11 protein-coding genes are annotated in these 13,684 nt (G+C 41.2%); 6 read left to right on the plus strand and 5 right to left on the minus strand.

The window, feature by feature from the left end; all coding sequences use genetic code 11:
• Positions 1-133 precede the first annotated feature (133 nt).
• A complete protein-coding gene (locus RCZ04_RS06085; RefSeq protein WP_460485090.1) occupies positions 134-277 on the plus strand; it encodes a hypothetical protein in 144 nt (47 codons plus the stop codon).
• Between the two features lie 305 nt (positions 278-582).
• Here RCZ04_RS06085 and RCZ04_RS06090 read toward each other — a convergent pair whose 3' ends face one another.
• The 3 genes from RCZ04_RS06090 to secDF form a co-directional block, all read right to left on the minus strand.
• Positions 583-1,761, minus strand: a complete 1,179-nt coding sequence (locus RCZ04_RS06090; protein WP_460485091.1) for a proline dehydrogenase family protein — start codon at positions 1,759-1,761, stop codon at positions 583-585.
• Between the two features lie 150 nt (positions 1,762-1,911).
• The gene (lpdA, locus tag RCZ04_RS06095) at positions 1,912-3,318 is read right to left on the minus strand and encodes a dihydrolipoyl dehydrogenase (RefSeq protein ID WP_460485093.1); all 1,407 of its coding nucleotides are present in this window, start codon (positions 3,316-3,318) and stop codon (positions 1,912-1,914) included.
• Between the two features lie 137 nt (positions 3,319-3,455).
• The gene (gene secDF, locus RCZ04_RS06100; protein ID WP_460485094.1) at positions 3,456-6,443 is read right to left on the minus strand and encodes a protein translocase subunit SecD/SecF; all 2,988 of its coding nucleotides are present in this window, start codon (positions 6,441-6,443) and stop codon (positions 3,456-3,458) included.
• A gap of 489 nt (positions 6,444-6,932) precedes the next feature.
• Between secDF and RCZ04_RS06105 the strand changes: the two genes are divergently transcribed.
• The 5 genes from RCZ04_RS06105 (at position 6,933) to RCZ04_RS06125 (ending at position 12,403) form a co-directional block, all read left to right on the plus strand.
• Positions 6,933-7,295 carry a copper resistance protein NlpE gene (locus RCZ04_RS06105; protein WP_460485095.1) on the plus strand — a complete coding sequence of 121 codons (363 nt, stop codon included), beginning with the start codon at positions 6,933-6,935 and terminating at the stop codon, positions 7,293-7,295.
• A gap of 187 nt (positions 7,296-7,482) precedes the next feature.
• Positions 7,483-9,075 (plus strand): peptide chain release factor 3, encoded by a 1,593-nt coding sequence (locus RCZ04_RS06110; RefSeq protein WP_460485096.1) that lies wholly within the window; start codon positions 7,483-7,485, stop codon positions 9,073-9,075.
• A gap of 120 nt (positions 9,076-9,195) precedes the next feature.
• Positions 9,196-10,128 (plus strand): phospholipase A, encoded by a 933-nt coding sequence (locus tag RCZ04_RS06115; RefSeq protein WP_460485097.1) that lies wholly within the window; start codon positions 9,196-9,198, stop codon positions 10,126-10,128.
• Between the two features lie 141 nt (positions 10,129-10,269).
• A complete protein-coding gene (locus tag RCZ04_RS06120) occupies positions 10,270-10,881 on the plus strand; it encodes a TetR/AcrR family transcriptional regulator (protein ID WP_002675677.1) in 612 nt (203 codons plus the stop codon).
• A 175-nt stretch (positions 10,882-11,056) separates the two neighbouring features.
• A complete protein-coding gene (locus tag RCZ04_RS06125; RefSeq protein ID WP_460485098.1) occupies positions 11,057-12,403 on the plus strand; it encodes a TolC family protein in 1,347 nt (448 codons plus the stop codon).
• Positions 12,404-12,485: 82 nt separating this feature from the next.
• On the opposite strand, the gene RCZ04_RS06130 is transcribed toward RCZ04_RS06125, so the two are convergent.
• Positions 12,486-13,058, minus strand: a complete 573-nt coding sequence (locus tag RCZ04_RS06130) for a DUF3109 family protein (RefSeq protein ID WP_460485100.1) — start codon at positions 13,056-13,058, stop codon at positions 12,486-12,488.
• 3 nt (positions 13,059-13,061) lie between these two features.
• Entirely contained in the window at positions 13,062-13,682 is a 621-nt protein-coding gene (recR, locus tag RCZ04_RS06135) for a recombination mediator RecR (RefSeq protein ID WP_460485101.1), read from the minus strand.
• Between the last annotated feature and the right edge of the window lie 2 nt (positions 13,683-13,684).

The raw sequence follows: 13,684 nt of genomic DNA on the forward strand, positions 1-13,684 counted from the left end.
CCTTTTTTAGGACAGGACAAAACATCCCCCCTGCCCCCCTTCAAAGGGGGAGTGTAGCGACGCAAAGACGAAGAAAAGACGAGGAAAAGACGAAGAAAAGACGAAGAAAAGACGAACAAAAGATGAACAAAAGATGAACAAAAGACGAACAAAAGACGAACAAAAGACGAACAAAAGACGAACAAAAGACGAAGGAATGACGAACAAAAGACGAAGGAAGAACGAACAAAAGACGAAGGAAGAACGAAGGAAGAACGAAGGAAGAACGAACAAATAATGAATATAAAGCGAAGGTAAGATACTAAAAACATCCCCCTGACCCCCTTCAAAGGGGGAGTGTAGCGACGCAAAGGCGAAGGAATGACGAAGAAAGAACGAAGGAAGAACGAACAAAAGACGAAGGAAGAACGAAGAAAAGACGAAGGAAGAACGAAGATAACCTCCCCCTAACCCCCTCCAAAGGGGGAACTGTAGCGACGCAAAGGCGAAGGTAAGAGGGTAGTGATTGGGAATAAAAAAACTCTCGTTTTTGCGAGAAGCGCAAAAAACGAGAGTTGTTAAAAACAATAAAACATATTTTCATTAAGCGGTAGTTTCTTTTCGGCGTTGTTTTTCAGCTTTTAAGAGGGTGAGTTCACGCCCTGTTTGTCCGGCGACTGAGGTGTTTTCTTCAGCCCTGCGGATAAGATAAGGCATCACTTCGCGCACGGGACCAAAAGGCAAATACTTGGCTACGTTATAGCCTTCTTTAGAGGCATTGAAGCTGATATGGTCGCTCATACCATAGAGCTGTGCTATCCAGACGCGTTTGTCGTTAGGTTGTAAGCCTTTTTCTTGCATCAAATCCATTACCAAAGCGGCACTTTCTTCGTTGTGAGTGCCTGCAAAGAGCGCAATACGGTCGATATGGTCAATAATGTAGCGCAATACTGCGTTGTAATTATCGTCGGTTGCTTGCTTATTGGGGCAAATGGGGGTGGGATAGCCTTGCTGGGCAGCGCGTTCGTTTTCTTTTTCCATATAGGCACCTCGCACGATTTTTACGCCTATGTAGAAGCCTTTATCTACGGCACGTTCATAAAGAGCTTTCAAGTAAGGCAGGCGGTCGTGGCGGTACATTTGCAAGGTGTTGTACACGATGGGTTCTTCTTTGTTATACTTTTGCATCATCTCTTCTACGAGGTCATCGGCGGCGGTTTGCATCCAGCTTTCTTCGGCGTCTACCAAAATAGGAATTTTATACTCATAGGCGCGCTTGCAGGCTGCGTCGAAACGAGATTTGATGCGCTCCCATTCTTTTTCTTCTTCGGGGGTAAGGGCTTTTTTCTCGGTGAGTTTTTGGAAGATGGCAAAACGCCCAAATCCCGTAGGTTTAAATACCACAATAGGAATACCTTCGTCGCGATGGAGATTACCAAAATCGATGGTTTCCATTGTTTTTTCGAAAGTAGCTTCGATAGAGGATTCGTCTTCTTTACCTTCTACGGAATAGTCGAACACAGAGCCTACGCCTTTTTGATGCATCTTTTGGATTACGGGAAGGCAGTCTTGTTCGGAGATACCTCCGCAGAACTGCTTAAAGACGGTGCGCTTGATGAGTCCTTCGACGGGCAGGCGCAGTTTTAAGGAGAAGTTGGTAAGGGCAGTGCCCACACGAGTAAGGGTATTACTGCCAATAAGTTTAAAAAGGCGGTAAGCCCAGTTGAGTTCGGATTGGCTTTTGAGGGCAAAAGCGGTTTGGGTATCGGAAAATCTACTCATAATATTTTAATGATTAAAGGTTAGTTGAGGCAAAGTTACTATTTATTTTGAAAGAAACAAACTTTTTCTTAATTATTTCACTAATCATTAATTGCAACGTATATCCTTCTATGGGACTTAAATCTTTATTATCTGTATAGGCATCGGTAGTTAACTATGGATAGCGCGGTTTTCGGTGGTAGCAAGGGCGGCTTCCTTTATTGCTTCGGTAAAGGTAGGGTGAGCGTGGCAGATGCGAGCGATGTCTTCGGCACTGGCGCGGAACTCCATAGCGGTAACGGCTTCGGCTATCATATCGGCAGCACGCGCCCCAATGATATGTACCCCAAGCACTTCGTCGGTTTGAGTATCTGCTAAGATCTTTACAAAGCCATCGGTATCCATACTTGCACGGGCGCGCCCTAAGGCACGAAAAGCAAATTGCCCTACTTTATAGGCTATGCCGTCAGCTTTTAGTTGCTCTTCACTTTTGCCTACTGAAGCTACTTCAGGCCAGGTGTAAACAACACCAGGGATAAGATTATAGTCGATATGTGGTTTTTGTCCAGCGAGTTGTTCTACTACCAATACGCCTTCTTCTTCGGCTTTATGAGCGAGCATAGCTCCGCGTACTACATCACCAATCGCATAGATGTTAGGCACATTGGTTTGCAGGCGGTCGTTTACTATTACCCTACCTCGCTCGTCTTTCTGTACACCCGCTGCCTCAAGGTTAAGACCTTCGGTATAAGGGCGACGACCTACCGCTACTAAGCAGTAATCACCTTTAAGAGAGAGTTCCTCACCTTTAGGGGTAGTAGCTTTTACGGTTACGTTTTTGCCCTTACGAGTGACTTCTTTCACCTGATGACCTGTATAGAAAGTGAAGCCCTGCTTTTTGAGTACTTTAGTGAGTTCGCGCCCCAAGCCTCTATCCATCGTAGGGATAATGCTGTCGGTATATTCTACCACTGAGACTTCAGCCCCAAGACGGCTGTATACTTGCCCCAATTCCAAGCCTATCACCCCGCCACCAATCACGATGAGGTGTTTAGGAACTTCTTTGAGTTGAAGGGCTTCAGTAGAAGTAATCACACGTTCTTTGTCGAGTGTAATAAAAGGTAGAGAGGCAGGTTTAGAGCCCGTAGCAATAATGGTGTGCTTAGCTTCTATGGTCTCTGCTTTGCCTTTGTTAGGAGTAATCTTAATTTGAGTAGGAGATACAAAGCTACCAACCCCAGTAAAGACGTCTACTTTATTCTTTTCCATTAGGAACTTTACCCCTGCGCAGGTTTGTTCTACCACAGCCGCTTTGCGGGCAATCATTTTCTCTAAGCTAAAGGTTACCTTACCTGAGATTTCAATACCGTGCGCTTCGAGGTGTTTGGAGGTGTTTTCGTAGTGGTGAGAAGAATCAAGTAAGGCTTTAGAAGGGATACAGCCTACATTAAGGCAAGTGCCTCCTAAGGTATTATATTTTTCAATAAGGGCAGTTTTAAAGCCTAATTGACCTGCGCGAATGGCGGCTACATAACCGCCAGGACCTGAACCGATGATAACAATGTCGTATGTTTTCATATTACGTAGTTTTTTGAAAGGCAAAGTTAAGGTTTATAATTGATATTTGCAAGTAGTTTTTCACTTTTTTCTACCCGCATAGAAAAAGGGACTATCCTTTTTAGGACAGTCCCTTTTATATACACAATAACTAAATGTTACTTTTTAACATCTTCTTTGCTGTGGTCAGCATCGTCTTTTACAGTGTCGTAAATGAGAGGAGCTGCCACGAAGACAGAGGAGTAAGTACCGATGAAAACCCCGATAATCATTGCGAACATAAAGCCACGCAAGGTTTCACCACCGAAGATAAAGATAGTAACGAGTACCGCCAAGGTAGTGAATGAGGTGTTCAATGTACGGCTAAGAGTAGCGTTGAGCGCGTGATTGATTTTCTCTCTTGACCAATGAGGCTCACGCATTACTTCCCTAATACGGTCATAGATAATCACCGTGTCGTTTAGTGAGTAACCTACTACTGTAAGGATAGCTGCAATAAAGGCTTGGTCAATTTCCATATTGAAAGGCATAATGCTATAAGTGAGCGAGTAGATACCGAGTACCATTAGCACGTCGTGCGCTGAAGATACAATCGCACCCATAGAGAACTGCCATCTGCGGAAACGGAACAAGATGTACAAACCAATCACGATAAGTGAACCAATTACAGACCAGAACGCACTGCTCTTAATGTCTTCTGCAATAGTAGGGCCTACTTTCATTGATTGCATAATGCCTATCTTATCAGTAGAGGTAGCTTTAGCAAAACTATCGAAAGTAGTTCCATCGGGCAAGAACTTTTGTAAGCCTTTGTACAAGAGTTCTTGTACTTCATTATCTACCTCAGTGCTTTCTTCTTGCACTTTATATTTGGTAGAGATTTTCACTTGGTTAGGTGCCCCGAAAGTCTTCACTTCCACAGTTCCTAAGTAAGGCTTGAGCGCATCGGCTACTTGAGTAGGGTTTACTTCGTGCTCAAAACGAATTTGGTAAGTTCTACCACCCACAAAGTCGATACCTTGGTCAAGACCACGAGTAAAGAGTGAAATAATACCTATGGTAGCAAGGATAATAGAGAAAGCATATCCTATTTTGCGTTTACCAATAAAGTTGATATTTACATTCTTAAACCAATTCTTGGTAATAGGGGTAGTGAAAGTGAGCATATGCTTCTTCTCAACACTGTAATCAATAAACAAGCGAGTGATGAAGATAGCGGTGAACAAGGTAGTTGCAATACCTATGAGCAAGGTAGTAGCAAAACCTTGTATAGGGCCGCTACCAAAGAACAATAGGATAAGAGCGGTAAGTGCTGTAGTGATATTGGAGTCCAAAATAGACGACAAAGCGTTTTTGAAACCGTCAATTACTGCTTGATTGATATTTTTACCTTTACGTAGCTCTTCTTTCGAGCGCTCAAATATCAGCACGTTCGAGTCGACCGCCATACCAATGGTAAGCACAATACCCGCAATACCAGGGAGGGTAAGTACTGCTTCAATACTAGCTAATACTCCAAAAATGAGAAGGATATTGAATACCAAAGCGAGGTCGGCATAGATACCAGCACGGCCATAGTAGAATATCATCCAAACAAAGATAAAGAGTGTAGCGATAAAGAAAGAGTTCATACCGCTATCAATAGCTTCTTGACCTAAGGAAGGACCTACGATTTCAGATTGTACGATGTCGGCACTTGCAGGCAATTTACCAGCGCGGAGCACGTTGGCAAGGTCTACAGCCTCATTAAGGGTAAAGTTGCCAGTGATTTCAGAGCGGCCACCAGAGATAGCTCCTGTAGTTACACCAGGTGCTGAATATACGATGTTATCGAGTACGATAGCGATATTGGTATTCTCAGTAAAAGCTTTACCAGTAAGCGCTTCCCAAATGCGGGCACCTTTACCATCCATTTGCATAGATACGGCAGGCTGGTTGCGCACATCGTAAGTTTGTTCGGCTTGGGTTACTACATTACCTGTAAGTGGAGGAGTATTATCGCGGTTACCTCTGAGGGCATAAAGTTCGATAAGAGATGTACTTTTATCAGGTTTACCCCAAGCAAATCTCACGTATTGCAATGAAGCAGGAATCAAGCGTTTAGCTTCAGCTGAATTGATATAGCTATTTACTTGAGCGGTATCTTTAAGGCTTACTGTAAACAAGACAGGAGAACCTTCATAAGAATTACCTTTGATAAGGTCGAATAATGGGTTCTTACCTCCTGCTTGTGTAGGGACAGAATCCTTTTTTACATCAGTAAGCAATGAATCAATAGCACTACTGCCAGACTGAGTAGCTGCTGTAAGGGTATCTTTTACGTTGTTTACTGGTTGAGCAGTAGATTTGAGTTGCTCGTTCAGTGCTTGTAAGTAAGGTATTACATCGGTGTTCTTGTAAGTTTCCCAGAACTCAAGTTGAGCGGTACTTTGCAAGAGTGATTGTACGCGAGTGATATCTTTAGCACCAGGTAGTTCTACCAAGATACGACCTGAAGTACCGAGACGTTGGATATTAGGTTGAGAAACCCCAAATTTATCGATACGTTTGCGCAATACTTCAAAAGCAGATACGATAGACTCGTCTACACGTTTTCTGATGATAGGGCGTACCTCACTATCACTCATTTGGAAGTTAATTTGGTCGCTAAGAGTTTTATTAGCGAACACATTGGGGGAGGCTAATTTACCTCCGTTTTTAGCATAAGCCTCGAAGAACAAATCCAAGTAGGTTTTGTCGGTTTTGCGGAGCTGTTCATCGGCTTCGGCTAATGATTTGTTAAAGATAGGATCTTTAGAGTTGTCAGCAAGACCTCTTAAGATGTCTTTTACGGAGATTTGGAGAATCACGTTGATACCGCCTTTAAGGTCGAGACCACGGTTCAATTCTTTAGCTTTCACTTCGGCATAAGTGTACTTTGTAACTCCGAGGTTATAGACATCTTGCCCCATTTTATCGTCCAAATACTTAGCTTCTATAGCTTCGCGTTTAGCGATATAGTCAGCTTCAGTATTAGGCACTTTTGCCTCAGCGAATGCTTTGGCTTCATCTTCTACTCTACCTGCCACGTAGGTGAATGAAAGTTGATAAATACATATCAGCCCAAACAAAATGGCAAATAGTTTTACAAGTCCTTTGTTTTGCATTTTTTAATTAAATAATTTACTTATTTTATATCTTCAAACGGCAAAAATACATATTTTACTGAATATAGAAAAATAAAGTCTTAAAAATTTATATTTAATTTACATTTGGTAGGGTAGTATAAGGGGTGAAAAAGCTTTTATGATTATTGATTATCAAATGGATAAACGTGTTTAATACCATAATGCCAAAAATGCTAATAATACCATTATAGAAGGTAAAAGATAAAAGGTAAGGTGGTGCGAGATTGTAGCACGAGAGGCAGTCGTAGCACGACAGGCAAGTAGATAAAGAATGAATGGGGGAATGACGAACAAAAGACGAAGGAAGAACGAACAAAGAACGAACGAATGACGAAGGAATAGGGGAGGTAAATTGGGGTTAAGAGGGAGTTTAAATTAAGGTGAAGCGAATTTTTCATTGATTTATATTAATTTTTGGAGTTTATTCACTACTTTTGCACCCGATTTTAAAACAAAATATTTGTAAAAATGAAAAGAATATTATTAATATTCAGTGTAGTAGCACTGTTTCTTACGGCTTGTAGTCGTTCGTATGTAGGTACTTACGAAGGGGTACTCCCTTGTGCTGATTGTGGTGGTAACCATATTACCTTAGTTATTAAAGCAGATAGCTATACCTCTAAAGAGAGTTCGGAAAAGGGTAGCTTTGAGGATAAAGGTACGGTGGAGTATAATGCTGAAAAGCAAATGCTGACTCTCACCAGTAGCACTTATAAAGACAGTAAGTCCTTTTACCGTGTGAAAGACGATAGTCTTGTGATGCTTGACCAAGAAGGTAACGACATTACCGACACTGAACTCACTGCTGATTATACCTTGAAGAAAAAGTAAATTAAAAGGATAAACAGAAAATTAGTTACTTTTGCATCGCTACAACTCCCCCTCTTTGAGAGGGTTAGGGGGAGGTTTTGTTATAACTTAGTAATATTAACCTCCCCCGTTCCCCCTCCAAAGGGGGACAATCTGCAGTCATATCTTTATAAAACTTTTAAAACAGCTTCATTTACAAATTAACTCTATGTCCTTACAACAAGAAATACAAAAGCGCCGTACCTTCGGCATTATATCTCACCCTGATGCGGGAAAGACGACCCTGACTGAAAAACTATTGCTCTTTGGGGGGGCAATACAAGAAGCGGGTGCGGTAAAATCGAACAAAATAAAGAAAGGCGCGACGTCCGACTTTATGGAGATTGAACGCCAACGCGGGATTTCGGTAGCCACTTCGGTGCTAGCTTTCAACTATAAAGAACACAAGATAAACATCTTAGACACGCCTGGTCACAAGGATTTTGCCGAGGATACTTTCCGCACGCTCACCGCGGTAGACAGTGTAATCGTGGTGATTGACGTGGCTAAAGGGGTGGAAGAACAAACCGAAAAATTAGTGGAAGTATGCCGTATGCGCAATATTCCTATGATTGTGTTCATCAATAAGTTAGACCGCGAAGGGAAGGATGCGTTTGATCTTTTGGACGAAGTGGAACAAAAACTCGGTTTGAAGGTTACTCCACTGAGCTTCCCTATTGGTATTGGTTATGACTTCAAAGGAATCTACAACATTTGGGAGAAGAATATCAACCTCTTTTCGGGCGACAGCCGTAAGAACATAGAGGAAACGATTGCTTTTACTGACATCAACAGTCCGGAGTTAGAACAAATTATATCTGAGCAATCAGCGGAGAATTTACGCAGTGATTTGGAATTGGTGTACGAGGTATATCCTAAGTTTGACAGAGAAGCGTACCTTAGTGGAGAGCAACAACCTGTATTTTTTGGCTCGGCATTGAACAATTTTGGGGTAAGAGAACTCTTGGATTGTTTTGTGGAAATTGCTCCTTCGCCACGCCCGAAAGCCAGTGAAGAGCGTTTGGTAAAGCCAGAAGAGCCTACTTTTACAGGCTTCGTCTTCAAAATTCACGCCAATATGGACCCAAACCATCGCGACCGCTTGGCGTTTGTGAAGATTGTTTCGGGCACATTTGAGCGCAACAAGCCTTATTTGCACACGCGTTTGGGCAAGAAGTTGAAGTTTTCGAGTCCGAATGCTTTCTTTGCTGAAAAGAAAGAAGTGGTGGATATATCATACGCAGGTGATATCGTAGGCTTGCACGATACGGGGAATTTTAAGATAGGCGACACGCTTACCGAAGGTGAAGTATTGCACTTTAAGGGGATACCGAGCTTCTCTCCTGAGCATTTCCGCTACATCAACAATGCTGACCCGCTAAAATCAAAACAATTAGAAAAAGGTATCGACCAACTAATGGACGAAGGGGTGGCACAGCTATTTAAGTTAGACTTCAACGGTCGCAAAGTGATTGGAACGGTAGGTGCGTTACAGTATGAAGTTATTCAATACCGATTGGAACACGAGTACGGTGCGAAGTGTAGTTATGAAAACTTCCCTATTTATAAAGCTTGTTGGGTGGAGACGCCTGAAAACCCCAAAGATGCTGAGTATCTTGATTTCTTACGCGTAAAACAGAAGTTCTTAGCACGAGATAAGCAGAACCAATTAGTGTTCTTAGCTGATTCGGCTTTCTCTATTGAGATGGTAAAACAAAAGTACCCGAACTTAAAGTTGCACTTTACATCGGAGTTTGAGTAAGAAGAAGTATTGATATACATAAGGTATCAGAATAGAAAAAGTTTCCTCGTATTACTATATAGGAAACTTTTTTTGTTTATAAAGTTTATTTGCTGTACTTTTGCACCCGCAAAAAACAAAATGATGAAATACACTTTATTTATAATGTTCTTGGCTATTGCGACACCTATTTTTTCTCAGGAGGGGGTGAATGACACATTGCAGGAACTTCCTAAGACAGAAATAAAAGCCGATAGAAGAGCTCAGTTGGAAAGGGCTATTTCTAAGCTATGGGAGCTTGACCGAGAAGACCAGAGAGGTACTTTTAAATTTGTGGATTACTTACCTATGTACGTAATGCCTTTCCGTTTTACGGATAAACCTACGGAACAACCTATAAGTTTGAACCCCGACCGACCTATACCCGAATGGCGCGACTACCAGCACGTAGAGGTAAAATTTCAAGTGAGCTTAAAAGCTAAGATTATGCAAGATGCTTTTGGGAAGGGAGATGTGTGGGTAGCTTTCACTCAGCAATCGTATTGGCAGATGTACAATGGTGAGCTTTCACGTCCGTTTAGGGAACTGAATTACGAACCAGAATTGATATTTACTTATCCGCTGAACTTCTCGGTGGGGAATTTTAAAGTGAAAATGGCAGGACTATCCGTAAACCACCAATCTAATGGTAAAGAAGCGGCACATTCCCGCAGTTGGAACAGAATTATTTTATTAGGTATTTTTCAATGGAATGATTTAATGGTTAATAGCCGTTTCTGGTGGCGTTTCTCAGAAAAGGCAAGAGAAGATGATAATCCCGATATTGAGAATTATATAGGACATTGTGAATTGAGCATTGCTTACCCCTTCCGTAAAAATGTTTTTAATTTGCGAGTGAGAAATAATTTAAATTTTAATCATAATCGCGGGCACGTAGAGCTGAACTGGGTATATCCGCTGAGTCGCGACCTGCGTATTTTGTTGCAAGCCTCTCACGGTTATGGCGATTCCCTTATCGATTACAATTACAAACAAACTATTGTGGGAGTAGGCTTTACTTTCTTGAGTCTTTAAACAGATAAGAAGTAAGAGGTAAGAGGGAAAGCCGGCGAGAATTGTGTATATGAGTAGAAAATAAGAGGTGGTAATGGAAACTTTTTTTGTTTATTAAGTTTTTTTGTTATACCTTTGCCCCCGAATTAGAGAAAACAGAGTATGAAAGAAGATATTGTAAAACGTGCCTTAAACGACTTTATGCAGTATGGGTTTAAAACCTTTACTATGGATGATTTGGCTAACAAAATGGGGATGTCTAAAAAGACGCTTTACGAGTATTTTCCCTCTAAACAAGATTTAGTAGATGCTTGTTTAGATTATGCCTTAGAAATGAGTTGTACAAATGTAACTACTTTTGTACAAGGGGAAGGTTCAGTGATAGAAAATGTATACCGCAACCAAAAAAAGGTTCAAGAAGTTTTCAATATCAATAGTGACCGCCCTATTTGGGAATTGCAAAAGTACTATCCTAAAACATACGAACGTATGGAAAGTGAGTTCGCTAAAACTGATGGACTTTTTATAGATAAACTCTTAGAAAAAGGTTGGCAAGAAGGTCTTTTTAGAAAAGATATCAATGTGAACTTCTATAAGGTTTTCTATACTAGTGTACAACGTCTCCGTTCTATAACTCATACTTTCCCTGAAAGAGAATTTCCCTTCTGGGAAACTATCTATACTATTTTAGAATACTTTTTCAGGATACTTGTCAATGAAAAAGGACTTAAAGAATTGGAACGAGTGCTTGAGGAGGTAAAAGATAAAAGGTAAAAGATAGAAGGTTAATTTAATATTATAATACTAAAAATGCCAATAATACCAATCATCAGAGGTGAAAAAGTAAGGTCAGCGAGAGAAGGGTATCTGAATAAATAAAGTAAAAAGAAGTTACAACAGAATTAAAAGGACAATATAAATAAGCCTATTAATAGGCAATACAATTATTATGAAAAAAATCATTACGAGTGCTTTGTTGTGCCTCAGTTTTATGAGCTTTGCACAACAAAAAGAATTGACTTTAAAAGATGCTATTCGTTATGCTTTAGAGAATAAAGCGGACGCTGAAAAAGCGCGATTGGAAGTAACCAAAAGCGAATACAAAATACAAGAAGTACGTGCTAACGCACTGCCTAATATTTCGGCTTCGGGCGGTATGGTGTACAACCCTAAGTTGCAAGCTACTTATTTAGACCCTTCTACTTTTGCTATACCTGGTATGCCTGTGGGTGATGAGCCCATAAAGATGGAAATGGGACAAAAATGGTCGGCTAATGCTGAAGCTAAACTTACCCAAGTGCTCTTTAACCAAAGTGTGTTTATGGGCTTAAAAGCAGCGCGCACTACTCGCGAGTTTTATATGCTCAACCAGCAGCTCACCGAGAATGAAATCATTGAGAAGGTAGCCCAAGCTTATTATCAAGTGTATCAAACCCGTCAGATACTTGAGAATGTTGAAAGTAACTTAGCACTTACTGAAAAGACAGCGAATGTAGTGAAAGGCTTAAACCAGTCGGGCTTAGCAAAGAAAATAGATCTCGACCGTACTACGGTAGCCGTGAACAATCTCAAATCGGCACGCCAACAAGCCCTCAATGGGCTACAACTCTCAGAAAATGCGCTTAAATATATGATAGGTATGCCTATGAATGAAGCTATTAGCTTACCCAAAGAAGGTTTTGAAGCTAATTACGATTTGGCTTTTGAGAAAGGCAGTAGCAATACGCGTATAGAGCTACAAGTACTCGAAAAACAAAAGCAACTCCTCGACCTGAATACCAAAGTACAACGTGCAGCGCTCTATCCTTCTTTGGCGTTGCAGGCTACCTATGGTTACTTAAGTATGGGACCTAAAATGCCTATTGTTTACGGTAAAAAAGATAAAGTATACGGCGCTGACTATTCAGCTATTACATTGGGGGTAAGCATTCCTGTTTTCTCAGGTTTTGGTACTCGTGCTAAGATACGCCAAGCACAGATAGAAAGTCAAGCGTTAGAAGCTACACTAAAAGACACCCGTTTGGCAATGGATTTGGCTTATGAGAATGCCCACAGTCAGCTCACTAATAACCTTCTTACTATTGATTCACAAAAGGAGAATGTAAAGCTTGCTGAAGAAGTATTGCTCAACACTCAAAACAACTATCAGCAAGGGTTGGCTTCCCTCACTGATTTATTGGAAGCAGAACGTTCCTTATCGGATGCTAAGAACAATTATACCACAGCCTTATTAGACTATAAATTGGCAGAAATACAGCTGTTAAAATCACAAGGGAAGTTAGAGACAATGAAGTAGAGATTCCCATAATATCTATATAAAAAAAGAGACAGTACAATATTGAAAAAAGTACTGTCTCTTTTATTATGTAATTTGTATGTTACTTTTTCAAGTGCTGAGCGATAAGCTCTAATTCTTTATACCATTCTTCACCAAACTTCCTGATAAGCCCGTCCTTTACGAATTTGTAGATAGGCACTTGTAGCTTCTTACCCAAAATACAAGCGTCATCACATATAGGACTCCAACGATGGTAATTGACGGCTGTGAACGAACTATATTCTTGCAACCGTATAGGGTATAGGTGACAAGATATAGGTTTCTTCCAATCTATCTTTTTATCGTTATAAGCCTGCTCAATAGCACAAAGAGCCCAACCTTTCTCATTACGTACTACATAAGCACACTCTCCTCCATTGATGAGAGGAGTTTCCCATTCGCCATCTTCTCCTTTGATGTATACGCCTTGTTCCTCAATAGCTGAACGACCCGCTTCAGTAAGGTAAGGAGCTACTTCGGGGTAAATGCGTTGCATCACTTTCAGCTCGCTTTCCTCAACGGGAGCACCTGCATCACCTTCTACACAACAAATACCCTTGCAAGCGTTGAGATTACAAACAAAATCATATTCTACTATATCTTCTGAAATAATGGTATTAGCTACTTGTATCATATTTTAAACGGCTTTAATAGCTTTTTCAAAGGGAATACGCTGGGCTATACTTCTGCCTAAAGTTACCTCATCAGTGTATTCGAGTTCGCCACCTACGGCTATGCCACGTGCAATGGTGGAGATAGTGATGTGATAGGGTTCTACTTGTTTGTAGATGTAGAAGTTGGTAGTGTCGCCTTCCATAGTGTTGCTTAGGGCGAGAATAAGTTCGGTTACTTTACCAGCCTTTACTTTTTCTACTAAGGAGGCAATCTGTAGATTGGAGGGAGCGATACCATCGATAGGAGATATTTTGCCTCCTAAGACGTGATATTGTCCTTTGAATTGACCTGTGTTTTCTATTGCCATTACATCGCGAAAGTCCTCTACTACACAAACGACCCCTGTATCGCGCATAGGGTTGGCGCAAATCTCGCAGAGGTCTACATCGGAGATGTTGTGGCAGTTTTTACAATACTGGATGTGAGTTCGCAAGGCTACAATAGCTTCTGCGAGTTGTAACGATTGTTCTTCGGGTTGTTTGAGCAAATGCAAAGCTAACCTCAAGGCGGTGCGCTTGCCTATACTGGGCAATTGAGAGATTTCGTAGACCGCGTTTTCTAAGAGTTTAGATGAGAAATCCAAGG

This window comes from Capnocytophaga sp. HP1101 (assembly GCF_054772415.1).

Bases quoted from the DNA above. Each gene is read 5' to 3' on its own strand.
- RCZ04_RS06090 (WP_460485091.1), bottom strand. From the start codon at position 1,761: ATGAGTAGATTTTCCGATACCCAAACCGCTTTTGCCCTCAAAAGCCAA.
- lpdA (WP_460485093.1), bottom strand. From the start codon at position 3,318: ATGAAAACATACGACATTGTTATCATCGGTTCAGGTCCTGGCGGTTAT.
- RCZ04_RS06115 (WP_460485097.1), top strand. From the start codon at position 9,196: ATGATGAAATACACTTTATTTATAATGTTCTTGGCTATTGCGACACCT.
- RCZ04_RS06125 (WP_460485098.1), top strand. From the start codon at position 11,057: ATGAAAAAAATCATTACGAGTGCTTTGTTGTGCCTCAGTTTTATGAGC.
- secDF (WP_460485094.1), bottom strand. From the start codon at position 6,443: ATGCAAAACAAAGGACTTGTAAAACTATTTGCCATTTTGTTTGGGCTG.
- RCZ04_RS06110 (WP_460485096.1), top strand. From the start codon at position 7,483: ATGTCCTTACAACAAGAAATACAAAAGCGCCGTACCTTCGGCATTATA.
- RCZ04_RS06085 (WP_460485090.1), top strand. From the start codon at position 134: ATGAACAAAAGACGAACAAAAGACGAACAAAAGACGAACAAAAGACGA.
- RCZ04_RS06105 (WP_460485095.1), top strand. From the start codon at position 6,933: ATGAAAAGAATATTATTAATATTCAGTGTAGTAGCACTGTTTCTTACG.
- RCZ04_RS06130 (WP_460485100.1), bottom strand. From the start codon at position 13,058: ATGATACAAGTAGCTAATACCATTATTTCAGAAGATATAGTAGAATAT.
- RCZ04_RS06120 (WP_002675677.1), top strand. From the start codon at position 10,270: ATGAAAGAAGATATTGTAAAACGTGCCTTAAACGACTTTATGCAGTAT.